The organism is Enterococcus hailinensis, assembly GCF_045862035.1.
Lineage (GTDB): Bacteria > Bacillota > Bacilli > Lactobacillales > Enterococcaceae > Enterococcus_A > Enterococcus_A hailinensis.
The window spans coordinates 59,028-82,691 of sequence record NZ_BAAFRV010000007.1 but is presented as its reverse complement, the minus strand read 5'-3'; the positions used below and the strand labels follow the sequence as shown (position 1 = coordinate 82,691).

At 37.4% G+C, this 23,664-nt stretch carries 21 protein-coding genes and 1 other annotated feature; of the genes, 15 read left to right on the top strand and 6 right to left on the bottom strand.

The window, feature by feature from the left end; all coding sequences use genetic code 11:
• Positions 1-17: 17 nt before the first annotated feature.
• On the bottom strand, positions 18-1,271 hold the full coding sequence (locus ACKTSC_RS07310) for a multidrug efflux MFS transporter (protein WP_407855450.1): 1,254 nt from the start codon (positions 1,269-1,271) through the stop codon (positions 18-20).
• 239 nt (positions 1,272-1,510) lie between these two features.
• Here ACKTSC_RS07310 and ACKTSC_RS07305 point away from each other — a divergent pair, with 239 nt between their 5' ends.
• Positions 1,511-1,882: a DUF1033 family protein gene (locus ACKTSC_RS07305; protein WP_332580889.1), complete on the top strand. Its 372-nt coding sequence runs from the start codon at positions 1,511-1,513 to the stop codon at positions 1,880-1,882.
• A complete protein-coding gene (locus ACKTSC_RS07300; RefSeq protein ID WP_407857244.1) occupies positions 1,821-3,896 on the top strand; it encodes a DNA topoisomerase III in 2,076 nt (691 codons plus the stop codon). Before ACKTSC_RS07305 ends, ACKTSC_RS07300 begins: the two co-directional genes overlap by 62 nt.
• Before the next feature lie 63 nt (positions 3,897-3,959).
• On the opposite strand, the gene ACKTSC_RS07295 is transcribed toward ACKTSC_RS07300, so the two are convergent.
• Positions 3,960-4,880, bottom strand: a complete 921-nt coding sequence (locus ACKTSC_RS07295; RefSeq protein WP_407857243.1) for a ketopantoate reductase family protein — start codon at positions 4,878-4,880, stop codon at positions 3,960-3,962.
• Positions 4,881-5,026: 146 nt separating this feature from the next.
• Between ACKTSC_RS07295 and ACKTSC_RS07290 the strand changes: the two genes are divergently transcribed.
• From ACKTSC_RS07290 to rlmN, 13 genes are all read left to right on the top strand, one after another.
• Positions 5,027-5,530 carry a TetR/AcrR family transcriptional regulator gene (locus tag ACKTSC_RS07290; protein ID WP_407857242.1) on the top strand — a complete coding sequence of 168 codons (504 nt, stop codon included), beginning with the start codon at positions 5,027-5,029 and terminating at the stop codon, positions 5,528-5,530.
• A gap of 68 nt (positions 5,531-5,598) precedes the next feature.
• A complete protein-coding gene (locus ACKTSC_RS07285) occupies positions 5,599-8,277 on the top strand; it encodes a sigma 54-interacting transcriptional regulator (RefSeq protein ID WP_407857241.1) in 2,679 nt (892 codons plus the stop codon).
• Positions 8,278-8,396: 119 nt separating this feature from the next.
• Positions 8,397-8,714, top strand: coding sequence for a PTS sugar transporter subunit IIB (locus ACKTSC_RS07280; protein WP_407857240.1), 318 nt, complete (start codon positions 8,397-8,399; stop codon positions 8,712-8,714).
• Positions 8,715-8,734: 20 nt separating this feature from the next.
• On the top strand, positions 8,735-9,064 hold the full coding sequence (locus ACKTSC_RS07275; RefSeq protein WP_332580882.1) for a PTS lactose/cellobiose transporter subunit IIA: 330 nt from the start codon (positions 8,735-8,737) through the stop codon (positions 9,062-9,064).
• Positions 9,065-9,075: 11 nt separating this feature from the next.
• Positions 9,076-10,218, top strand: coding sequence for a GNAT family N-acetyltransferase (locus tag ACKTSC_RS07270; protein ID WP_407857239.1), 1,143 nt, complete (start codon positions 9,076-9,078; stop codon positions 10,216-10,218).
• Between the two features lie 25 nt (positions 10,219-10,243).
• Positions 10,244-11,497, top strand: coding sequence for a PTS sugar transporter subunit IIC (locus tag ACKTSC_RS07265; RefSeq protein ID WP_407857238.1), 1,254 nt, complete (start codon positions 10,244-10,246; stop codon positions 11,495-11,497).
• Between the two features lie 88 nt (positions 11,498-11,585).
• On the top strand, positions 11,586-12,974 hold the full coding sequence (locus ACKTSC_RS07260; protein WP_407857237.1) for a glycoside hydrolase family 1 protein: 1,389 nt from the start codon (positions 11,586-11,588) through the stop codon (positions 12,972-12,974).
• 36 nt (positions 12,975-13,010) lie between these two features.
• Entirely contained in the window at positions 13,011-14,102 is a 1,092-nt protein-coding gene (locus ACKTSC_RS07255) for a DUF871 domain-containing protein (protein ID WP_407855441.1), read from the top strand.
• A gap of 79 nt (positions 14,103-14,181) precedes the next feature.
• Positions 14,182-14,407 (top strand) — a binding site (T-box leader).
• A 241-nt stretch (positions 14,408-14,648) separates the two neighbouring features.
• A complete protein-coding gene (locus ACKTSC_RS07250) occupies positions 14,649-15,290 on the top strand; it encodes an amino acid ABC transporter permease (protein WP_332580877.1) in 642 nt (213 codons plus the stop codon).
• A 13-nt stretch (positions 15,291-15,303) separates the two neighbouring features.
• A complete protein-coding gene (locus tag ACKTSC_RS07245) occupies positions 15,304-15,939 on the top strand; it encodes an amino acid ABC transporter ATP-binding protein (RefSeq protein WP_332580876.1) in 636 nt (211 codons plus the stop codon).
• A gap of 29 nt (positions 15,940-15,968) precedes the next feature.
• The gene (locus ACKTSC_RS07240) at positions 15,969-16,799 is read left to right on the top strand and encodes a transporter substrate-binding domain-containing protein (RefSeq protein ID WP_407857236.1); all 831 of its coding nucleotides are present in this window, start codon (positions 15,969-15,971) and stop codon (positions 16,797-16,799) included.
• A 75-nt stretch (positions 16,800-16,874) separates the two neighbouring features.
• Entirely contained in the window at positions 16,875-19,304 is a 2,430-nt protein-coding gene (locus ACKTSC_RS07235) for an FtsK/SpoIIIE family DNA translocase (RefSeq protein ID WP_407857235.1), read from the top strand.
• 219 nt (positions 19,305-19,523) lie between these two features.
• Positions 19,524-20,591, top strand: coding sequence for a dual-specificity RNA methyltransferase RlmN (rlmN, locus tag ACKTSC_RS07230; protein ID WP_332580873.1), 1,068 nt, complete (start codon positions 19,524-19,526; stop codon positions 20,589-20,591).
• Positions 20,592-20,697: 106 nt separating this feature from the next.
• Here the strand turns inward: rlmN and ACKTSC_RS07225 are convergent, their stop codons facing one another.
• From ACKTSC_RS07225 to ACKTSC_RS07210, 4 genes are all read right to left on the bottom strand, one after another.
• The gene (locus tag ACKTSC_RS07225) at positions 20,698-21,528 is read right to left on the bottom strand and encodes an NUDIX hydrolase (RefSeq protein ID WP_332580872.1); all 831 of its coding nucleotides are present in this window, start codon (positions 21,526-21,528) and stop codon (positions 20,698-20,700) included.
• Between the two features lie 98 nt (positions 21,529-21,626).
• Positions 21,627-22,640, bottom strand: a complete 1,014-nt coding sequence (locus ACKTSC_RS07220; protein WP_407857234.1) for a peptidylprolyl isomerase — start codon at positions 22,638-22,640, stop codon at positions 21,627-21,629.
• 151 nt (positions 22,641-22,791) lie between these two features.
• On the bottom strand, positions 22,792-23,178 hold the full coding sequence (locus ACKTSC_RS07215) for a YtxH domain-containing protein (RefSeq protein WP_407857233.1): 387 nt from the start codon (positions 23,176-23,178) through the stop codon (positions 22,792-22,794).
• A complete protein-coding gene (locus tag ACKTSC_RS07210; RefSeq protein WP_407855434.1) occupies positions 23,179-23,604 on the bottom strand; it encodes an HIT family protein in 426 nt (141 codons plus the stop codon).
• Between the last annotated feature and the right edge of the window lie 60 nt (positions 23,605-23,664).

Genomic DNA, 23,664 nt, shown 5'->3' with positions numbered 1-23,664 from the left:
ATTGATACGACTTGCGATTAATGAATTTGTTGTATTTTTTGTTGTTTTTTCTTTTCGACGATTTCTTTTGTATTACGATGTACGAGTAAATAATTGACTAACACCAATGCTGAGGTCGAAATAAAGACCCCGCGATAACCAAAAATAGAAGAAACACTTGAACCAATCATCGGTCCGACGACATTTCCGGCAGCTTGGAACGATTGATTATAACTGAAAATTCTACCAGCAGCATTTTGTGGTGAGTATTTTGTAATCAGCGTTTGGACAGCTGGCAAAAGACAAGCGTCTGAGATTCCGACTAAAAAGCGTAATGCGGCTAGTTGCCATACATTAGTAACGATTGACATCGGTAAGAAGACGAGCATCGCAAAAATCAAACCAATCCCTAAGATTTTTTCACTACCGATCCGATCCCCTAGACGACCAAAGCGCGGTGCAGCGATCAAAGTAGCGATACCAGGAATCGAAGCAATGATTCCACTGATCAAAGTTACATTTCCATGATTATGCATCAACTGGCGAATGTATAAACTAATGATCGGGCTGATCGAATTGTTAGAGGCCTGAATAATCAATGTAGTGACAAACATACCAATAACGACATGTGGATATTTTAAATTTTGGAAAATTTCTTTTGCAGGAAGCATATCTTTCTTTTCAACAGGAGTAAATTCTTCGTGGACAAACAATAGACTAAGTAAGAAGACTAAAAATAGGATACTACCAGTGATAAAAAATGTTGGACGGTAACCAACGATTGAAGCGATCACGCCACCTACTAAGGGTCCTAATAAGTTTCCGGTCACAGCACCAGTTGCCAATGTACCTAAAACTTGTCCGCTTTTTTCACGAGGCGTACCGGTAGCGACTAAAGCAGTTGCGTTGCTGATATAACCAGAAAAGACACCTTGCAATAAACGTAAACCGATCAATTGATAAACGTTAGTTACAAGCCCCATCAGACTGATCACAATCGCCATTCCTAAAGAAGCTCGCAACAACATTAATTTACGACCTTTTTGGTCAGCTAAGCGCCCCCAGAGAGGTGAAACGATGGCAGTGATCAGAAAAGTAGAAGAAAAGGTGATCCCACTCCAAAAATTCAATTGCTGGTTAGAATAATTACCCAGCGAATCAATGTATAAAGACATGAACGGCATCACTAAACTAAAACCAATCCCCGCCATGAATGTACCAAACCATAAAACAATCAGATTTTTTTGCCAAGTCTGACGAGGTTGAAATAATGCATTTTTGATTTTACTCAAAATAATAAAGGCCTTCTTTCACTAATATTCAATTTTAAAAACCGTTGTACATTATAACGCTATTTTCCAGTATGTAAAATCAGCAACCGTTGTGATAAGATATAATTAAGAAAAAAGCAACTTTTTCAGAAAATTTGAAGAAAATTATTTTTTTCCTTGAAATCATGCAATTTTGAAACATTTTCCTTGAATTTTTATTTCATCGTCCCTATGATTGAGATGGAAAGAAGGGTAGCAGAATGTATCAAGTAATTATGATGTACGGCGATAATGAACCATGGTGGTTTTTCGAAGACTGGCAACGAGACATTCAAACGACTGCGACTTTCGATGATTTAGAAGCAGCTGTTGCTTATTATGAATATCAATGGAACGAACTAAAAAACAAAAATACATATAGTAATGCGAAACACAATTACTTAAGCGCGTTTTGGACTGAAGAAGATGAACGCTGGTGTGAAGAGTGTGATGACTATTTACAACAATATTGGGGTATCGCATTATTAAAGAATGGTCAACCACTTCCGGTTGAAAGCAGAAAGGAACTTTATGAAACAGCTAATTATAGCGGAAAAGCCAAGTGTTGCAAGAGACTTGAGCAAGGTGCTTAACGCTACGCAAAAAAATAAAAATTATTTTGAAGGACCCAATGTTATCGTGACTTGGGCCCTTGGTCATTTATTGGGTTTAAAAATGCCCGAAGACCTTAACAAAGAATGGCAAAGTTGGCAGATGGAGACATTGCCGATGATCCCTAAAACGATTGGGATCAAACCTTTACCAAAAACTCGCGGACAATTAAAATCGATCCAACAACTTGCCAAACGAAACGATATTTCAGAAGCAGTCATTGCTACCGATGCTGGACGTGAAGGTGAATTGGTCGCGCGCTGGATCTTAGAATACGTGCGCTTTAATAAACCGGTCAAACGCTTATGGATTTCTTCTCAAACAACTAAAGCGATCAATGATGGATTTAAAAAATTGAAACCAGCTAAAGAATATGACAATCTTTATTATTCGGCTTTGGCTCGGGCAAAAGCCGACTGGTTGGTCGGATTGAATGTCACACGGGCATTAACAGTTAAATATGAAGAAAGTCTATCAGCGGGACGCGTCCAAACACCGACGTTAGCTATGGTTCGTCAGCAAGAAAAGAAAATCGAATCATTCCGTCCACAAAGCTATTTTGTGATCTCGCTTGAAGCGGAAGGCCAAAAAGCGAAACTAAATCAAAAAAATCCGTATAGTATTGCTGAAAGAGAAGCTGCCGAAAAACTTGTTCAAGCGTTATCGCAACAAAAAGGGACTGTCACAGAAATAGTGACAAAAGAAAAAACAGAGCCAGCGCCGTTACCGTATGATCTAACAGAGATTCAACGTGAAGCGAATGCACGGTATCAATTTTCTGCCAAAAAAACATTGTCGCTTGTCCAAAGTCTTTACGAAACACATAAAATCGTGACGTATCCTCGAACGGACAGTAAATATTTAACAAATGATATGAAAGCTACGATGAAGGAACGTTTGCAAGCAATCAGTGATTTTGCACCAGAAGTAAAAACCTATATAAAAAATGGCGGACAAGTCAAACAGACACGTGTCTTCCAAGACAACAAAGTAACTGACCATCATGCGTTGATCCCCACAGAACAACGTCCAAGATTTGAAAAATTATCCTCTGACGAACAACGTATCTATAATATGATCGTGACTCGTTTCCTAGGATTATTTGCAGACGCGCATAAAGAAAGCCAACAAAAAGTAACTGTCACGTTCCAAAAAGAAACATTTACTTTCCGTCAAAATAAAGTTTTAGTGGCTGGTTGGAAAATGGTTGAAGAAGCTAAAAAATCCACTCAATGGACAGAAGGTATGAAAATCGTACCAGCTTTTACAATTGAAAAAGCGTTAACGACTCCGCCAAAACCGTTGAATGAAGGAACTCTTTTGGCTCAGATGGAAAAACATAGTTTAGGTACGCCTGCTACGCGTGCTGAAATCATTGAAAAACTAATCAAATCAGAGTTGATGGAACGAACAACGACAGGATTACTGGTTTCACCAAAGGGCAAGCAGTTATTAGAATTGGTCAATCCCTCATTAGTAACACCTGAGTTAACGGAAAAATGGGAAAAACAACTAGAAGCAATTGCGGCTGGTAAGTATAGCAGCAAACAATTTTTACAAGAGATCGAAGCCGATACGAAAAAATTAGTTAGCGAAGTGAAACATAGCGATAAGAAGTATCAAGATTTCTCGATCACAGCGAAAAAATGTCCTGAATGTGGCGAGCCATTAAGAGAAAAAAATACACGCGATGGAAAAATCTATATTTGTACGAATTCTGAATGTAGTTATCGTCGTCGTAAAGATCCGAAAGTTTCGAATCACCGTTGTCCTCAATGTCACCGTAAAATGGAAATCATTGATGGGAAAAACGGCTCATATTTCCGTTGTAAATATGACGGAACGACAGAAAAAATGTTAGATAAAAAAGAGCGTTCAAAAAAAATGTCAAAACATGAAGAACGTCGTTTATTAAAAAAAGTCAATGACCAAGAAGAACCACAAGAAAGTCCATTGGCAGCAGCCTTAAAAGCTGCAATGGAAAATCAGCAATAATCTTAACCCCCTCCCAACATGTCTGTTTGGAGGGGGTGTTTGCTTCTATATAATAATGAAATATTATATAGAAGCTTCATATTTTTCTTTTGCCTGATTTAACAAGGCTTTAAGTACAGGCTGTTTTTCCAATGAATAGTGCATAAATGTATCAATCAAATGATAGACCTCTTTAAAATCTCCTTGAACCATTTGACTAATAGGAAGACCGTAGTAAATGGTGAATAGACCTCTAGTGAATTTTGGATGAGAGAACAATATCTTTTGTTTCTTAGGCAGAATGTCGATGTTAGCCATTTCTAATACAGCGTTCCCATCTTTTAAAGCTTGAGTTAAAAGCTCCAAGCGTCTTGGATTTTTGGTTTTATTTGAAGAGTCGTAGACATAGTCAAAAGAATTTTGGATCATGATCATCACGGCATGACTTTTTAGCCAATCATCCATCTGTACTTCATACTCCCAAGCGTAATTTGTATGTTTAAAAAGTTGATCCAATAATGGTTGCACCGTGAACCGTGTTTTGATTGACCCAATCTTCATTTTTCCTTTTCCAAAGCGCAACACAGTAGTGCCATTAGAGTTATTCGTTCCGCCAGTCATTTGAAAGCCAAAGAGGATTGTTTTTTTGACGCGACTTTTTTCTTGCACTATTTTTTCTAGAGCGGCTGCATCCAATTGATTCCCGACGAATACGATCAGCGGACTATTATTATTCGCCAAAGAGTCGATAACTTGTGGGAAGTCACTATACTTCATCGTCACAAAAATAATGTCGTAACGATCAGCGGCTTTAAGTGTATCAATAACTTCTAACTGATCATTGGTTTGTTTTCGTTGCAAGCTATGATTCAATACTAGTCCGTTATCGATCAGTGTATCTTTTCTATTTCCTCTCGCTAAAAGTGTGACGTGATTCGCTCCTTTATTGAGCGAATGTGCCAAAAAGCTTCCTTGGATACCAGCACCATAAATTAAAACCTTCATTCTTTCACTCCTTATAATTAATCAACAGCTGTTGATTAATCAACTTGTGTACACTATACTAAAATAATATAGTATGCTATTCAATCAACAGAAAAACAAAAGTGTTGATAAATAGACAGAAGTTAAAAATTGAATGGAGTTTCATTATGGATCGGCGTAAAAGAAAAACACAACAAGGTATTACTGATACTTTTTATCAGTTGCTACAAAAAAAAGCATATGAGGAGATTTCAGTTAGTCAAATTTGCCAACTAACAGATATTAATAGAGGAACGTTCTACCTGCATTTTATTGATAAAGACGATTTGTTGGAAAAAAGTATTCGACATGAAATGGATGAATTGATCCATTATTGTGAAGCAAATGGAGGAAACAATAATCAACAAAAGATTGAGCGAACCTTTGAGTATGTGGATCACCATAGAGAACGATTAAGTAAATTGTTCAAGGCGGATAAACAAGGTTTTTTTGCGCATGTACAATTGGAATATTTAAGCCAGCAATTAGTTGATGTACCAGAATTGACGGCTATCTTTTTTACGCACGGGTTAATGGGGCTATTGGAACACTATCTAACTTGTGATGTCTCTAAAAAAGAAATTGCGGAAATATTAGAAAATATTACTACAGCCTTTTCGCTAAGCAACTAAGCTATAGAAATATAAATTAAAAAAAGGTACAATGAAAACGGTTTATGTATCTTTCGGGAGGGATTGTAGTGAAGTCAAGAAAAGATGAAGTGCTAGAAATTTTAAAGTCAAATCCGAACGAACAAACAGCACAAACATTAGCAGATCAGATGAATGTTGACCGTACGAACATTAGCCGTTACCTGAATGAATTAACGAAAGAAGGTCGCGTAAAAAAAATCGATGGCCGTCCAGTTAAATTCCAAATTGCCAGTGTAACAGCTGAAACACATATTAATTTTGATAATTTGATCGGACGTGAAGAATCACTGAAAAGTCAAATTCAAAAATCAAAAGCAGCAATTTTATACCCGCCGCGGGGATTACACACCATTATTTTTGGTGAAACGGGAACCGGAAAAACAATGTTTGCAGAATGCATGTATCGTTTTGCTGTTTCAGCAAACGTTTTAGCTGAGACCGCACCTTTTATCACCTTTAACTGTGCAGATTATGCGCAAAACCCTCAATTACTTTATGGTCATATATTTGGTGTAAAGCGTGGTGCCTTTACTGGTGCAGAAGAAAACCGCGAAGGACTGATGGAAAAAGCTGATGGTGGTATTTTGTTTCTAGATGAGATCCATCGTTTACCGCCTGAAGGTCAAGAAATGTTATTTACTTTTATTGATAAGGGTACTTTTCGTTCTTTAGGTGATGGAAAAGAAAAACAGGCCTCGGTCCAAATCATCGGAGCGACCACCGAAACGAGTTCGACATTCTTGTCGACATTCAATCGAAGGATTCCGATGCAAATAGAATTGCCATCCTTGGCAGAGCGTTCATTGGATGAACGATTAGCGATCATCAAGGAGTTTTTACAACAAGAAGCCAATCGGTTGATGCAAGAAATCGCGATCGACAAACGTAGTCTCTTAGCTTTTTTACTGTATCAAGCTGAAGGAAATATTGGTCAACTAAAACGTGATTTAAAGCTGGTTTGTGCCAAAGCTTTTCTGCACCATCAAACGAGCAATGATTCAGAAAAGCTGATGATCATTGAGGAAGACTTGCCATTAGTGGTTCAAAAGGGCCTTTTGCGAATGAATGATGTACAAGATGCGATGCTGCCTTTTATGGATAAACGAAACCTTTATTTGACCTTAAAGCCAGGGACGGAGGAAGTGGTTTGGGGTCAAGACCCAAATAAAGATATGGAAGTTTATCATTCAATCACGTATAAACTTGAAAAACTAGGACGGGAAAACTTATCAGAAATCGATCTAGAAGAATTGATCTCTGATGACGTGGACCAATATTTTGAAAATTATGTGGAAGAATTGTCGCATACGAATGCCTATCGCGAGATCATTTCAGATGATCTTTGGAAGCTAGTCAATGAACTTTATGATTTTGCGGCGAAGCGAATGAAACGCGAGTACGATGAAAAAGTTCGTTTTGCTTTTGCTTTGCATATCAATTCGACAATCGAGCGTATCCGGGGGAATCAATTTATTTCACATCCAAATCTAAATGATATCCGCCGCAATTATTCAAAAGAATTTCAAATCGCGATCGAATTTTCAAATCGGATCGAAGAGTCCTATAATATTATGATTCCATTGGATGAGATTGGCTTTATTACGATGTTTTTAACAATGGATAACCATGAGAAACAAAAAATCGATGAACGGCAAGTTGCGATTTTAGTGGTGATGCATGGTAAATCAACCGCTTCTAGTATGTTGGAAACCGTCCAAGAATTATTAGGAACTACTAAAGGTTTTGCTTTTAATATGCCCCTGACAGTCGGAACGGAGACCATGTATAGTCAAATCAAAAATTATATTCAACAACAACGAGAAGAATTCAGCGAGGGAATCATTTTGATGACGGATATGGGTTCTCCTAATAATTTTGGGAACTTGATTTTTCATGAAATGGGGATTCGAACACGCGTGATCTCGATGGCTAGTACGATGTTGGTCTTGGAAAGTTTGCGATTGGCTACGTTAGGCCGATCATTAGAAGAAATTTATACTAGTGTGATGACAATGTTCCAAACGATGGTCCGACTCGAGGAGCCAGTTAAGAAAGATAAGAAAAAAGTGATCATCGTTGCTTGCTTTACTGGTGAAGGAGTTTCTAAACGATTGAATGAAGTTGTTTCGCAAATCGTTAATTTGGATGAATACGAAGTGATTCAAATGCAGTCGTTAGAACGAGAAAGCTTCAAGCATCGGATCGACCAGTTAGTGACGCATAAAGATATCGTAGCGATCATCGGGACGATGGAAATCCATTATCAAAAGATTCCTTTTATCCCTGCGATGGATCTATTTAAACGTAATAAGATTTTAGAGTTTCAAGATTTGATCGGCAGTACGATCACACTGCCAGAAATGGTCGATTCATTGACAAAGAATTTTACGCCCGAGCTAGACGTCAAAACATTATTTTTGATGATCGAGGATGTCCTAAAATTTATTCGGCGAGACAATGAATTGATTATTGAAAATACTGCGATGCAAGCGTTGAGTATCCACATCGCCTTTTTAGTCGATAAAATAAAAAAAGAAGAAGATCGGCCACTCTTTGATGATGTAAAATGTTTCCATCAAGAAAATATTCTCTTTTTCAATCAAGTCGCGTCTAAATTGACGTTGATCGAAAATCAATTTGGTGTACGCTTTACAGAAGACGATATTGCGTACATTGTTAAAACGTTAGTGGACAATCGCGTAAAACTTGGATTACACAGTGTGTAATCCAAGTTTTTTTGTGTGTATTTTGAAAACCTTATCATAACGCTTTCTGTGCAACGTTAAAATTGGCACGGCAATTGCTTTATATAAAGTGAACAATAAAATATTAAGGAGTGTTCGTTATGAAAAGAATTATGTTAGTTTGTGCAGCAGGTATGAGTACAAGTTTATTAGTAACTAAAATGGAAAAAGCTGCGGAAGCACAAGGATTAGAATCAGATATTTTTGCAGTATCAGCTTCAGAAGCAGATACTAAATTAGAAGATACGGATAAACCAGTGGATGTTCTATTATTAGGTCCTCAAGTTCGTTTCATGAAAAATCAATTTGAAACTAAATTAGAACCAAAAGGTATTCCAGTAGATGTAATCGATATGAAAGATTATGGCATGATGAACGGCGAAGCTGTTTTGAATACAGCCCTTAATCTAATGAAATAAACGGATAAGGAGATCGACAAATGAGTGATACGATGACGCAAGAACAACTAGAAGCAGTGATGGGGTTGATCATCAATGCTGGAAATGCCAAAAGCGATGCAATGGAAGCGATTCAAGCGGCTAAAGCAGGAGACTTTGTATTAGCAAAAGAAAAGCTGGAAGCTGCTGATCAAGCATTAGTTGAAGCCCACCATTCACAAACGGGTCTATTAACTGAAGAAGCGAGCGGCAATCCAATGAATGTCACATTGCTAGCAGTTCACAGCCAAGATCATTTAATGACTAGTATTACATTTAAAGATTTAGCAACTGAAGTGGTAGAAATTTATGAACGCTTAGGGAATGAATAGGAAGTGATTTCGTGAAGTTAGTTCGCGATCATGAAACATTAGAAAATATCACGAATTTGATTGAGTACGCATTTCAAAAGCAACAGCCGATCATTGATGATTCACTTTTTTTGTCTCGGTATGCTCATGCAGACTGCTATGGTGTTTATCAAGATAGACAACTGACAAATTTAGTGATGGCTAATCATTTTGAGATTCAAGTATTTGATCAAACCGCAAAAATGGCGGGCATTGGTTATGTAGCAAGTTATCCTGAATATCGCGGAAAAGGCGGAATCAGTACGATCATGTCAGAACTTTTAGCTGATTTGCATCAACAAGAAGTTGCAGTTTCACAATTAGCGCCTTTTTCCGAAGCATTCTATCGACAATTTGGCTATGAAGTAACCAGTAAACAAAAAATCTACGAGATACCAGCAGCAGCCTTTACGTTTTTATCAAGTGAGAAAAAAGGCCGAATCGTACGTGGATCTTGGCATCAAATGAAACCGGTTATTCAATCGATCTACCAACGATTACTAAAACAACAGCAAGTTGGTACAGTGATTCGTGAAGATTGGTGGTGGGATCGTTTAGATAGCTATTACGCACAGCGTTTTTACGCTGTGGCATACGATGAAAAAGATCAAGCATGCGGTTATCTTATTTACCGAATGCAAGGAGAAACTTTATTAGTAGACGAGCTCGCTTATGAAGAGGTTTTTGGCTTACGCAAGTTATTGACTTATTTAAAAGCCCATGTGTCATCATTTAAGGATTTTCTTTATCATGCACCGATGCACGAATGCATTGAGCGGTGTTTTTCTGAACAATCAGTTATTTCAATTACTATTAAACCTTATATGATGAGTCGAATTATTGATATTGAGCAATTATTTTCTAAAATGCCAATTATCCAAAATGAAATTATTTTAGAGGTAGCTGAAGATAGAGAATGTCCGTGGAATGTTGGAAGCTGGCTTATCAGCCAAGGGACTTGTAAAAAAGTAAACCAAGCAGGAGCAATCAAAGCATCGATTCATGGTTGGAGCGAATTACTATTAGGTGATCTGACATTGTCAGAAGGAATTTTTCTAGGGAAAGTAATGACGACGAAAGAAATTACTTCGCCTTTGATTCCAAACGGAAAACAAAATTTTTATGATTATTTTTGAGAAAACTTTAGGAGGAATTTAAAAAATGGATAGATTTGTCAATTTTATGGAAAAACACTTTATCCCACATGCATCAAAAATTGGGAACCAGCGTCACTTAGTAGCCATCCGTGATTCATTTACAGTAACGATGCCGTTGATGATCTTAGGGGCGTTAGCGGTAATGTTAAATAACTTGCCGATTCCAGCTTTCCAAAACTTAATGAATGGTATTTTTGGCGGCGAGGCTTGGAAAGGCTTCGGTGGAGCTGTTTGGAACGGAACATTCGGTGTCCTTTCAGTCTTTATCGCTTTCTTGGTGGCTTACAATTTAGCTCGCGGTTATGATAAAGATCCTGTTGGAACTGGTGTTGTATCAGTTGCTTCATTCTTTACTTTGGGTGCAGCGCTTAGCGGAATGAATTCATCTGGTTTATTCGTAGCTTTAATCGTTGGTATCCTTGTTGCTGAAATCTTTACTCGCTTAGTTGGTAATGAAAAATTAGTTGTTAAAATGCCTGATGGCGTTCCGCCAGCAGTTGCACGTTCATTCGCATCATTATTCCCAGCGATGATCACGATCTCAATTTTTGGTTTGATTGCAGCAATTATTGCTGGTTTTGGTGTAGAAGATATGTTTGCAGCCTTCTATGGAGCAGTTCAAGAGCCATTTATGAGTTTAGCTAATTCTTATTGGTCTGCCTTATTGATCGCATTCATCACACCATTCTTATGGTTCTTCGGTTTACATGGTGCCAACATGATCGATCCATTCATGCAAGCGATCAATGCTCCAGCAATTGAAGCAAACAATGCAGCACTTTCAGCTGGTCAATCAGCACCGTATATCGTCAACAAACCATTTATCGATTCATTTGTAAATATGGGTGGTACAGGGGTAACAATCGGTTTGATCATTGCGATTTATTTAGTTGGCCGTCGAAACAAACCATTCATGGTTGTAAACAACTTAGCTGCAGCACCAGGTATCTTCAATATCAATGAACCGTTGATGTTTGGATTACCACTGGTATTGAATCCGATCATGTTTATTCCATTTATCTTAACTCCGATGGTCTGTGTAACGACTGCTTACTTTGCAACAAGTTTTGGTTGGGTACCGGCTGCGACTGTTATGCCGCCATGGGTAACACCTCCAATCATTGGTGGGTTCTTAGCAACTCAAAGCGTATCAGGAGCTATTTTAGCCGCTGTTAACTTAGTGATTTCAATTGTTATGTATGTTCCATTTGTTATCTTGTCTACTAGACAAGAATTGAAAAAAGGAACTGAAATTTAAGGAATGACTGAGGGGTTAAGGATCATACGATCCCTAACCCCTTTCTATTTTTTATCAAAATTTATCACACAGATTAGGAGAATCAGTAATGAAAAAATTTCCAATGAATTTTTGGTGGGGTGCCGCCACTTCAGGTCCTCAAAGTGAAGGGCGTTTCAATAAAAAGCATGCTAATGTATTTGATTACCACTTCGAGATCGAACCTGAAAAATTTCATAATCAAGTAGGTCCAGATGTTGCCTCGAACTTTTATAACAGCTATAAAGAAGATATTCAAATGATGCATTCGATTGGAATGAATAGTTTACGAACAAGTATCCAATGGAGCCGGTTGATCGATGACTTAGAAACGAATAGTGTCAATCAAGAAGCCGTCGATTTTTATAACAACGTCATCGATGCAATGTTAGCAGAAGGTATGACACCTGTAATGAATTTGCATCACTTTGATTTACCCGTGGAACTGTATGATAAATATGGTGGTTGGGAGTCAAAAAAAGTAGTTGACCTTTATGTTGGGTTTGCCAAAAAGTGTTTTGAGTTATTTGGTGACCGAGTAAAATATTGGGCAACTCATAATGAACCGATGGTAGTAGTTGAGGGAGAGTATTTATTCCAATTCCATTATCCAAATATCGTCGATGGAAAAAAAGCTGTCCAAGTGGCGTACAATTTAAATCTAGCTTCAGCTAAAGCAATCGAAGCTTTTCGGAAATTAGATCTTAAAGATGCTCAAATCGGAACGATTTTAAATTTAACTCCGACTTATGCGGCTTCCGAAGCGCCAGAAGATCAAGAGGCAGCTCGTATTGCTGAATTATGGAACAATAAAATGTTTTTAGAACCAGCTATTTATGGCCATTTTCCAATTGAATTAGAAGAGTTGCTAACGAAAGACAAAGTATTGTGGGAGACATCCGATGAAGAAAAAGCCGTTTTAAAAGCAAACACAGTCGATTTTCTAGGCGTGAACTTCTATCATCCAAATAGAGTCAAAGCACCTGATGTTGCACCGAATTCTGTGGGCGAATGGATGCCAGATCGTTATTACGATGCATATGATATGCCTGGTCGTCGGGTAAACCTAGATCGTGGTTGGGAAATCTATCCGAAAGCTCTGTATGATATTGCAGTAAATATCAAAGAAAATTATAAAAATATTCCGTGGTATGTCTCTGAAAATGGGATGGGTGTCTCGCATGAAGAACGTTTCAAAAATGCTGAGGGAATGATCGAAGATGATTATCGAATCGATTTCGTTCAAGAACATTTGGAATGGTTGCATAAGGGAATCGAAGAAGGATCAAATTGTTTTGGCTATCATATGTGGACTCCGATCGATTGCTGGTCATGGTTAAATTCTTATAAAAATCGTTATGGGTTTATTTCAAATAATATCCATACTCAAATCAAGACTATCAAAAAATCTGGTCACTGGTTCAAAGAAGTGGCTGAACAAAATGGATTGTCAAATTAATAGAATAAATCAAAGAATTGAGGAGGAAATAAATTAATGAAGCGTGAATTAGGCATTTCTATTTATCCAGATCATAGCGACCCGCAAGCCGATCGTACGTATATCGAAAAAGCGGCCAAGTTAGGCTATTCAAGAATTTTTATGAGTATGTTGGAAGTGACAGAAGGCAAAGAAAAAGTTAGCGAAAAATTTGGTGACATTATTCATTATGCCAAAAATTTAGGCTTTGAAACAATTTTGGATATCGCGCCTTCAATTTTTGATGATTTAGAAATCTCTTATGATGATTTAAGTTTTTTTGCCGAATTAGGGGCAGAAGGAATTCGTTTGGATGAAGGGTTTGATGGGAACAAAGAAGCAATGCTAAGCTACAATCCAGAAGGTTTGGCGATTGAATTGAACATGAGTAATAATGTTGCTTACTTAGACAATATTTTATCCTATGAAGCTAATGAGCCATTCATTTACGGCTGCCACAACTTTTATCCGCAAGAAGGTTCAGCGTTACCTTATGATTTCTTTATCAGTTGTAGTGAACGTTTCAAAGGTCATGGGATCAAAACAGCTGCTTTCGTCACAAGTCATGAAGCACAATATGGACCTTGGGATGTCAATGATGGTCTGCCAACATTAGAGATGCATCGTCATTTGCCGATCGATTTACAAACAAGACATCTTTTTGCAACCGGATTGATCGATACGGTGATTATTGGTAATGCCTATGCTTCGGATGAAGAGCTTGAAAGAGTAGCAGCAGTCGATCGCTATAAAGTAAGCTTAGGAATCGAATTTACTCCAGCTGCAACGGAGATTGAACATAAGATCGTAGCAGATAAAAAACATTTTCGCCGGGGAGATATTACATCGATGGCTGTTCGTTCGACTATGGTTCGAGTAAAATATAAAGACATCGAAAACCCAGTCCATGATAATACCGAAGAATTTCAAATCGGCGATGTAGTCGTAGGAAACGATGAATTTGGCAAGTATAAAAATGAATTGCAGATCGTCTTAGAACCACATCGTGATCCACGTAAGAATCTAGTTGGGAAAATTCCGAAAGAAGAATTGATTATGTTAGATTTTTTGAAACCATGGACGAAGTTCCAATTTGTTCCTAAAAATTAAATTTGATTTAAATGAAAAAAAGATGAAAGTATTAGTTGACAAAATCGGCTGATGCGTGTAAAGTATGAAACAACTTAATCAAACGACAATGAAAAGAAGAGTAATGATTGATTTGTTTTCAGAGAGTCTCTGGACGGTGAGAAGAGGCAACAGTTAATTGTGAACCACATCTTTGAGTCGATCAGCTGAAGCGAGTAGGCTGGTCCGGTAGAGCCCGTTAGCGCAGAGGTCAGATTGACCAGTTGAGATCGTTCGTTGTGAGACGACGATAAAAAAAGGTGGAACCACGTAATTACGTCCTTTAGTCCTAGCGACTAAAGGATTTTTTTATACCTTCGATTGGATCACTGACCCATTGAGGTTCTTTTTGCGAGAAGAGAACAAAGATGAGGTGGAACCACGTATTTGACGTCCTCTGGTAAGTGATACCAGAGGACTTTTTTTATATCTTCGTTTATTTAAAAGGATAAGGAAACACAACAAATACTAGATTGAGTAAAAATGATCGAACTGAAATTGGTTCATAGAATGTAGGAGGATGTTAGAATGGATTATTTGATCAATGTTATGCCACAATTACTACAAGGGGCATCGACCACACTGAAATTATTTGCTTATACGATTTTAGGCTCGTTACCTTTAGGAATTTTACTATCCTTTGGATTAGCAAGCCGCTTCAAGCCTTTAAAATGGATCTTGCAATTGTATGTTTGGATCATGCGAGGAACTCCCTTGCTGTTGCAATTGATTTTTGTTTTTTACGGATTGCCATTAGTCGGGATCATCTTTGATCGTTTCGATGCCGCACTTTTTGCTTTTGTATTAAATTACGCTGCTTATTATGCTGAAATATTTCGTGGTGGAATTCAATCGATTCCAGTGGGACAATATGAAGCTTCTCGAGTTATCGGTTTAACACCGATCCAAACGATCACTCGAATTATTATTCCGCAAGTAACTAAAATTGTTTTACCCTCTGTAGGAAATGAAGTAATTAATTTAGTTAAAGATACTTCTTTAGTTTACATCCTTGGTTTATCAGATGTTATGCGTGCGGGTAAAATTGCGATGGAAAGAGACACCACATTATTACCACTTTTTGGTGTCGCCATTATTTATTTAGTTTTGACTGGTGTGACATCAGTAATCTTGAAACAATTAGAAAATCGTTTGAACTATTATCGTTAGGTTGGTGAAGAAAATGATCGAATTAAAACAAGTAAACAAATCTTTTGGTGACAAAAAAGTAATCAATAATTTAGATTTAGTGATTCCAGATGGACAAATTTTAGCGATTGTCGGACCTTCTGGTGGAGGAAAAACAACGCTATTAAGAACTTTAGCCGGACTAGAATCAGCAGATAGCGGAACCTTTTTATTAGATGGAAAACCTTTTGATCCAACTTCGACAAAAGAACAGGAACAAGTTGTTGGGGTAGTCTTCCAAGATTTTCAATTGTTTCCACATTTAAGTGTTTTAGACAATATTACGATCGGACCACGTTTGGTTTTGAAACAAGATAAAGAAACATATCTGGCAAAAGCCAATCATCTTGCTGCACTTTTAGGGATCGAAGAACTCTTGAACAATTATCCGTACCAACTTTCAGGTGGGCAAAAGCAGCGTTTAGCTATTGCACGGGCAATGGCAATGAATCCTAAAGTCTTAGCGTATGATGAACCAACAAGTGCATTAGATCCAGCTTTACGTCAGCAAGTGGCCAACTTGATTTTAGAATTGAAAGCAGATGGTGTGACTCAAATCGTGGTTACCCATGATTTGGTCTTTGCAGAAGAAATCGGCGACAAATTATTAAAAGTGGAACCAATTAAATAAACCAATCAATTCAATAGGAGGAATTTCGTATGAAAATGAAAAAATTTGTTTTGGGAATGGTAGCAGTCGCAGCAATAGTAACTTTGGCGGCTTGTGGTAGCAAAAAAGAAGCCAGCGACACAAATAGCTGGAAAACGATCGAAAAAGATAAAAAAGTAACGATCGGTTTGGATGATACTTTCGTACCAATGGGTTTCAAAGATGATGATGGTAAGATCGTTGGTTTCGATGTTGACTTAGCTAAAGCTGTTTTTAAAGAATATGGCATTGAAGCGAAATTTCAACCCATCGATTGGTCAATGAAAGAAAATGAATTAGATAATGGCACGATCGACTTAATTTGGAATGGTTATACTGTAACAAAATCGCGTGAAAAGAAAGTACTTTTCAGTGATCCATATGCTCAAAACGAACAAGTTTTAGTAACGAAAAAAGATAGCGGTATTACTGATGCTAAAGGTATGAAAGGCAAAGTATTAGGAGCTCAAGAAGGTTCTTCAGGTTATGAAGCTTTCAACAACCAAGCAGATGTCTTGAAAGATAATGTGAAAGACAATGATGCGACGCTATATGCAAGTTTCAATGAAGCGATGATCGACCTAGAAAACAACCGGATCGATGGATTGCTGATTGATAAAGTTTATGCAGATTATTACTTGAAACAAGCCAATAAAATGGATAATTTTAATATTTTCAATGTCGGTTTTACGAATGAAGATTTTGCAGTTGGTGCACGCAAGGGTGATAAGGAATTGATTTCAAAAATCAATAGTGCCTTCAAAAAACTTCAAGAGGATGGCCAATATGCTGAGATTTCAAAAAAATGGTTTGGTGAAGAGTTAACATTACCGAAAGATTAATCAAGAAAAGGCGAACAAAACTTTTGTTCGCCTTCTTTTTTTTGTATAATAAGACAGAATGGAAAGAGGGATAGCATGGCGCAGAAAAAGCGTACAAAGAAAAAAAGAAAAACAAAAAAACAAAAACAACTACAAGAACAGCGCTTGATTATCGGCATGGGACTTTTATTTATTCTGTTTGCATTTTTCTCCTTGTTTAACTTAGGTTTTTTAGGAAATTTAATTGCAAATGTTTTACGAATGATCGGTGGAAATACTTATCAGTTCTTAGCGATAGTGTTAGCTATGTATGGCGTGTTATTAGTAATAAAAAATACAAGTTTGCGTTTGTCGAAACCACGTCGTTTAGCGGGTGTGGGCTTCTTTTATTTAGGAATTTTATTACTGATGCATGCGCACTTATTTGCTAATGTTCAAGATAAAGACCCGAATATATTAAAAACGACTTGGGATCTATTGATGACGGATTTCTTAGGGAATCGCATCACGCAAAACGTTGGCGGCGGGATGCTGGGCGGCACTTTATATGGCTTGACACACTTTTTAGTTTCACAAGTTGGGAGTTATCTGATTGCAGTCTTGCTTTTAATGTTAGGCATTTTCTTGTTTAGTCTATTAGAATTTAATCAAGTAGTTGATTATCTGGCTGATTTTTCTGAAATGGTCCAAGAAAAATTCTCGGAATCTGATGAGAAAAAAGCTGAACGCATAGCTAAAAAAGAAGCGCGTCAAGCGCAGCAAGTTCAAAAAGCTCAAGCTAAGGCAGAAAAACAAGCGATGGAACAAGCAAAAATGGATGCAAGAGCGGCTGAACGAGAAAAAAATCAAGCACATACGATGAGTGCGGGGGAACAATTAGCACAGGAAAGTCAAGAAATTCCTGTGGAGCGAGAACCAATTGCAAAAACACCGGAACAAATGACCTTGGTTCCCATTGAAGGATTTCAGGAAAACCTAGAACCATTAGCCACACCAAACAAAACACTGGAACCAAAATTTGACGAAGAAGATATCGATGACCCTGGCGATTTAGAATTTGAAATTAGTGCGGAACCAGAAGATCATGATTATCAATTACCGCCTTCAACTTTGTTAGATTCGATTCCGGCGGCAGATCAAAGTGATGAATATAAAAAAATCGAACAAAATATCAAAGTATTGGAAAAGACATTCAATAGTTTTGGTGTCGATGCTAAAGTAGTCAAAGCTAGCTTAGGACCAGCGGTTACAAAATTTGAGGTCCAGCCAGCTGTCGGAGTCAAAGTTAGTAAAATTGTCAATTTGACGGATGATATTGCTCTGGCTTTAGCGGCAAAAGATGTCCGAATGGAAGCACCAATCCCTGGGAAATCATTGATTGGGATTGAAGTGCCTAATAGTACAGTCAGCACGGTTTCTTTCCGGGATATTATCGAGGCACAACCAAATCACCCAGATAAAATTTTAGAAGTCCCATTAGGAAGAGATATTTCTGGGTTAGTACGAACTGCCGACTTAACTAAAATGCCGCATTTATTGATTGCTGGATCAACTGGTAGTGGGAAATCTGTAGCAATCAATGGAATTATTGCGAGTATTTTGATGCGAGCGAAACCAAATGAAGTGAAATTAATGATGATCGATCCCAAAATGGTTGAACTAAATGTTTATAATGGGATCCCCCATTTATTGACTCCTGTAGTTACTAATCCAAGAAAAGCTGCCCAAGCATTGCAAAAGGTTGTTCAAGAAATGGAAGAACGATATGAAAAATTTGCTGCTACCGGTGTTCGGAATATTACAGGGTTTAATGAATTAGTAATTCAAAAGAATTTAGAAGATGGACAAAACCGTCCTATTTTACCATTCATTGTGGTGATCGTAGATGAATTAGCTGATTTGATGATGGTAGCAAGTAACGAAGTTGAGGATGCAATCATTCGTTTAGCACAAATGGCTCGGGCGGCTGGAATTCATATGATTTTGGCTACGCAAAGACCAAGTGTCGATGTCATCACAGGGATCATCAAAGCGAACGTACCTTCACGCATCGCCTTTGCTGTTTCAAGCGGAACAGATTCCCGGACGATCATTGATGGCAACGGGGCTGAGAAACTATTAGGTCGAGGAGATATGCTGTTCTTACCGATGGGCGAGAACAAACCAATTCGTGTTCAAGGAGCCTTTATCTCAGATCATGAAGTAGAAGAATTAGTAACCTTCGTTTCTGATCAACAAGAGGCTCATTATGAAGAAAAAATGATGCCGACAGAAGAAACTACTTCTTCACCATCAGAAACACCGCAGGATGAACTTTATGAAGATGCAAAATCACTAGTGATCGAAATGCAGACAGCAAGTATTTCACTCTTACAACGTCGTTTCCGAATCGGTTATAATCGAGCTGCTCGGATCGTAGATGAATTGGAAGAACATGGCGTGATCGGACCATCGACAGGAAGCAAACCACGAGAAGTTTTACTACAAAAAGCTGAAGAAGAAATTGAGAATCCATTGGATGAATAGTTAAGATAGTCTAGAGAAATCTAGGCTATTTTTTTCTTTTTTTCAAAGTTGATTGTTTTATCTTTTTGAATCGGTTATAGTATGTAACGAATATCTTGAACGTTTTTCACGAAAGACGGTTCATGGGTACGAGATAGGAGCATCATTTTTTCGGTGATGTATTTTAATTAGAAAAGTCCTATAAATTAAGTACGTTGAAATGAATTAGGAGGAATCACCTTGGAAAGACCCTCAATTTATGGTTTGAGAAGAGAAGAATTAGTCGAGTGGTTTATTGAACACGGAGAGAAAAAATTTCGCGCAACACAAGTTTGGGAATGGCTGTATCGTCAACGCATTTCTGAATTTTCAGAGATGAGTAATATTTCAAAACAAACAATTGCTTTATTGGAAGAAAATTTTATCATCAATCCGTTAAAACAACTTGTTGTACAAGAAGCAAGCGATGGAACAGTAAAATATTTGTTTGAATTACCAGATCATTTAATGATCGAAACCGTTTTGATGCGCCAAGAATATGGTTTGTCTGTTTGTGTTACTACACAAGTCGGTTGTAATATCGGTTGTACATTCTGTGCTTCAGGTTTATTAAAAAAACAACGGGATTTGACTGCTGGGGAAATCGTTGCTCAAATCATGCTAGTTCAACATTATTTTGATGAACGTGCAGAAGATGAACGTGTTTCACATGTAGTAGTAATGGGAATCGGTGAACCATTTGACAATTATGATAATGTTATGAACTTTCTTCATGTCATCAATGATGATAAGGGGATGGCTATCGGTGCTCGTCATATCACTGTTTCTACTAGTGGTTTGGTACCAAAAATCAGAAAATTTGCTGAGAATGGTTTACAAGTAAACTTAGCGATTTCATTGCATGCCCCAAATAATGAAGTGCGTTCATCTATTATGCGAATTAATCGTAGTTTCCCGATTGAAAAATTGATGGCTGCTGTTGATTTTTATATCGAACAAACCAATCGCCGAGTAACGTTTGAATATATTATGCTGTCAGGAGTAAATGATCGTCCTGAACATGCACAAGAACTAGCGGATTTGATGAAAGACAAGAAAAAATTAGTCTACGTTAATTTGATTCCGTATAATCCTGTAAGTGAACACGATCAGTATTCTCGTAGTTCAAAAGCAGATGTTCTACGTTTTTATGATGTCTTGAAAAAGAACGGAATTAATTGTGTCGTTCGTAAAGAACATGGGACAGATATCGATGCTGCCTGCGGACAACTTCGTAGCAAACAAATGAAAAAAGAAGCTGCAAAATAAAGTCAAAAAGGACCCACATATTATTATGTGAGTCCTTTTTTATTCATTCTATTGTAAGTATATTTTTTATTTTGCTGTAAGTGAAAATTTCATTTTTTTAATAAATTTATTTCTTTTCACCAAGCTCATCTTTTAAGCGGTAAATTTTAGAGGGACGTCCGATCCCGACAGGTCGTTCACCAAGCTCATCAAAATACTGAAGCATTGCTTTTTTGAAATTTGAATGGTCAACGGTTTTAAAATCAACGCCTAAAAATTTTGCGAAGACTTTTCGAGCTTCTGTAATAGTGAATTCTTCACCCAAAACTTGTAAGATCAACGGTTCATGATCCATTTTGTTAACGACACGGTTGAAAGCTTTACGGATAATTTCATTATGGTCAAATGCCAATGTATCTTTACCAATCGATTTACCAGTGACTAAGTCGATCTCAATCGAGATATCATCGTCACTAGTAAGATAGAGCGTTTCTCCATGACGTTCCATATTGAACCAACGCGCATCTTGCGTGTCATCGCCAGCAGTTGGCGGTACTTGTCCGATAAAAGCTAAATAACTGACTGTGATGACCCAGCCACGAGGGTCACGATTTGGGGAACTGAATGTATGAAGTTGTTCGACATTTTTTCGTTCGATCGTAAGTCCAGTTTCTTCAGCAGTTTCTCGACGGACACTATCATTGGTCGATTCGTCTCTTTCGACAAAACCACCAGGTAGGGCCCAGGAATTACGGTAAGGATTTCCCCGACGTTGAATCAATAAGATCTTTAGTTGGTCTTCTTCTTTGTTATACCCCATGATGACGATATCAACAGTCACTGAAGGTTTATCATATTCAGGGTGCTCTTGTTCTTTATACCAAGCGACAAATTCTGCTTCGTCGGCTTCGTGTTCATAATAATCTTTTTCTGCTTCTTTAGAGGCAAATGATTTCATTTTTTCACCTATTCTCCTATAAAGTATTCTCGACTTATTGTAGCATGAATAACAAAAAAAGGGGAACTCCGCTTGGAATTCCCCTTCGTTTTTCATGCTTAGTTTGAAGAATCAGTTGAAGCAGTACTTGAATCGGTAGCTTCAGTGCTTGATTCAGTTGAAGAAGTACTTTCTGCTTTTTTACTTGAAGAAGTACTTGTTGCTGCACTTGAAGAACTATTTGTCGTTAAGAAATCTGATAGAATATTTTCGAATGAATCGTCTTTGATCTTAACGTTGGCTTTTTTCAATTCTTTAGCAATAACTTCAGAAGTGAATGTTTGGTCAGCCATTTGAGTATCTTCGGCAATTTTTTTCAATTCTTTTTTGTATTTATCCATGTCATTGCCCTTAGAAGAAGTTTTCTCCATTTTGACAATGTAATAGCTTGTTTGGTAAGTAGAAGAGTCTGTTGTTGAAATAACGTCAGATACTTCTCCATTTTTCAATTTGAATGCTGCTTCTTTGACTTCAGAAGGAACACTTGATGTTTGAGAATCAAACTTGATTTTCCCACCATCTGCTTTAGTAGCAGAATCTTGTGATTTTTCTTTTGCGATTTTTGCGAAATCACCTTTATCATCTAATTGTTTTTTGATTGCTTTTGCATCATCTTCGCTGCTTGCTTGAATAATACGAGCAGTTACTTCTGGATGGAATGATTCCCAAGCCGTTTTTAAATCTTTGTCCGTAATTTTAACATGGGCTTTTAGGCCTTCTTGGAAAGCCAATGATTGTTTTAAGTAAGCTTTGAATGTTTTAGTTGTATAACCGGCAGATTTTAATTGAGAGTCAAAGCTGTCGCCTAATGATTCTTTTTGTTCGTCATAAGCCTTATCGATTTGTTTGTCGGTTACTTTATCGCCATAAGCATTTTCAAACACTTTATAGATGATCATATTACGAACCAAACTTTGATTGGTTGATTCTTTCTTGGCTTCATTATAGAAGTCTTCGACGGTGATTTTACCGCCTTTCATTGTTGCGATTTCTTGGCTTGAACTTCCTGAACAAGCACCTAGGACTACTACGCTGAATAATCCAGCAGCAGCTAATAATATTTTTTTCTTCATGTCTGTGTTACAACTCCTAAATTAAATTTTCATACGTTCGTTATTCCTGTTCAACTATACCATACCTAAAAATGCAAAAGAAAGTGATTAAAAATAGTTTCCGAGAAAATTCACACTAAAGGCACAATTCCTTAAGCAGAACTAAATAAAATTATTTTGGATCATTTGGACGATTCAAAGAAAAACGACCATTTTTGATTGTTGTATGTTCTTCCATTTGGGGAAGGGCTTGATTGATTTTTTCTAATTGTTCTTGAATTTGTTGAATCCGTGGTTCGGCTTGAAAGCGAAAATCTTCAACATCTTTTTCAACACCAGATTTGAAAGCAGGAACTAAAGTATCAAAGGTTCCTTTCAATGTGACTAATGATCGACGAAAATCGGTCAGATTATCATTCAAAGCATCGGTTAACTCAACCAATTCTCGTGTATTGCTGATTAATTTGTCACGGGTATCTTCACCTTTGCGCGGCGCTAATAACAGGCCGCTCAAGGTTCCAATACCGGCACCAACTAAAATTCCTTTGAAAAAGCCCATTTATTTCACCTGCTCTTTGATTTTATCCATGATCGTTTGCATTTCTTCAGCAGTATATTGTTCTGCATGATTGCCAAAGTGGATCGAAAAATCATCTTTTTTATCGTAACGTGGAACTAGATGAACATGTGAGTGGAAAACCGATTGATAAGCCAACTCTCTATTATTGTTTAAGATGTTCAATCCGTCCATTTCAGGAAAAGCTTTTTCTAATGCGCGAGCAATTTTAGGGATACGTGCAAAAACATCAGCGGCCAGCTCTTCGTCGTATTCAAAAATATCGGTCACATGTGTTTTAGGGACAACAAGTGTATGTCCTTTTGTTGTTTGAGAGATATCTAAAAAGGCATATACTTTTTCATCCTCATAAATTTTGTAACTAGGGATTTCTTGGTTGATAATCTTGCAAAAAATGCAGTCTTCCATGCTAAACATCCTTTCTTAGATCGAGGGTTATTTTTTTATATCGCCGTAGGATACAACGTC

Excerpts from the sequence above, each read along its gene's own strand:
- ACKTSC_RS07250 (WP_332580877.1), top strand. The coding sequence starts at position 14,649 with ATGGATTATTTGATCAATGTTATGCCACAATTACTACAAGGGGCATCG.
- ACKTSC_RS07275 (WP_332580882.1), top strand. The coding sequence starts at position 8,735 with ATGAGTGATACGATGACGCAAGAACAACTAGAAGCAGTGATGGGGTTG.
- ACKTSC_RS07210 (WP_407855434.1), bottom strand. The coding sequence starts at position 23,604 with ATGGAAGACTGCATTTTTTGCAAGATTATCAACCAAGAAATCCCTAGT.
- ACKTSC_RS07235 (WP_407857235.1), top strand. The coding sequence starts at position 16,875 with ATGGCGCAGAAAAAGCGTACAAAGAAAAAAAGAAAAACAAAAAAACAA.
- ACKTSC_RS07215 (WP_407857233.1), bottom strand. The coding sequence starts at position 23,178 with ATGGGCTTTTTCAAAGGAATTTTAGTTGGTGCCGGTATTGGAACCTTG.
- ACKTSC_RS07305 (WP_332580889.1), top strand. The coding sequence starts at position 1,511 with ATGTATCAAGTAATTATGATGTACGGCGATAATGAACCATGGTGGTTT.
- ACKTSC_RS07300 (WP_407857244.1), top strand. The coding sequence starts at position 1,821 with ATGAAACAGCTAATTATAGCGGAAAAGCCAAGTGTTGCAAGAGACTTG.
- ACKTSC_RS07225 (WP_332580872.1), bottom strand. The coding sequence starts at position 21,528 with ATGAAATCATTTGCCTCTAAAGAAGCAGAAAAAGATTATTATGAACAC.
- ACKTSC_RS07265 (WP_407857238.1), top strand. The coding sequence starts at position 10,244 with ATGGATAGATTTGTCAATTTTATGGAAAAACACTTTATCCCACATGCA.
- ACKTSC_RS07245 (WP_332580876.1), top strand. The coding sequence starts at position 15,304 with ATGATCGAATTAAAACAAGTAAACAAATCTTTTGGTGACAAAAAAGTA.
- ACKTSC_RS07220 (WP_407857234.1), bottom strand. The coding sequence starts at position 22,640 with ATGAAGAAAAAAATATTATTAGCTGCTGCTGGATTATTCAGCGTAGTA.
- ACKTSC_RS07240 (WP_407857236.1), top strand. The coding sequence starts at position 15,969 with ATGAAAATGAAAAAATTTGTTTTGGGAATGGTAGCAGTCGCAGCAATA.
- ACKTSC_RS07280 (WP_407857240.1), top strand. The coding sequence starts at position 8,397 with ATGAAAAGAATTATGTTAGTTTGTGCAGCAGGTATGAGTACAAGTTTA.
- ACKTSC_RS07260 (WP_407857237.1), top strand. The coding sequence starts at position 11,586 with ATGAAAAAATTTCCAATGAATTTTTGGTGGGGTGCCGCCACTTCAGGT.
- ACKTSC_RS07295 (WP_407857243.1), bottom strand. The coding sequence starts at position 4,880 with ATGAAGGTTTTAATTTATGGTGCTGGTATCCAAGGAAGCTTTTTGGCA.
- ACKTSC_RS07255 (WP_407855441.1), top strand. The coding sequence starts at position 13,011 with ATGAAGCGTGAATTAGGCATTTCTATTTATCCAGATCATAGCGACCCG.
- ACKTSC_RS07290 (WP_407857242.1), top strand. The coding sequence starts at position 5,027 with ATGGATCGGCGTAAAAGAAAAACACAACAAGGTATTACTGATACTTTT.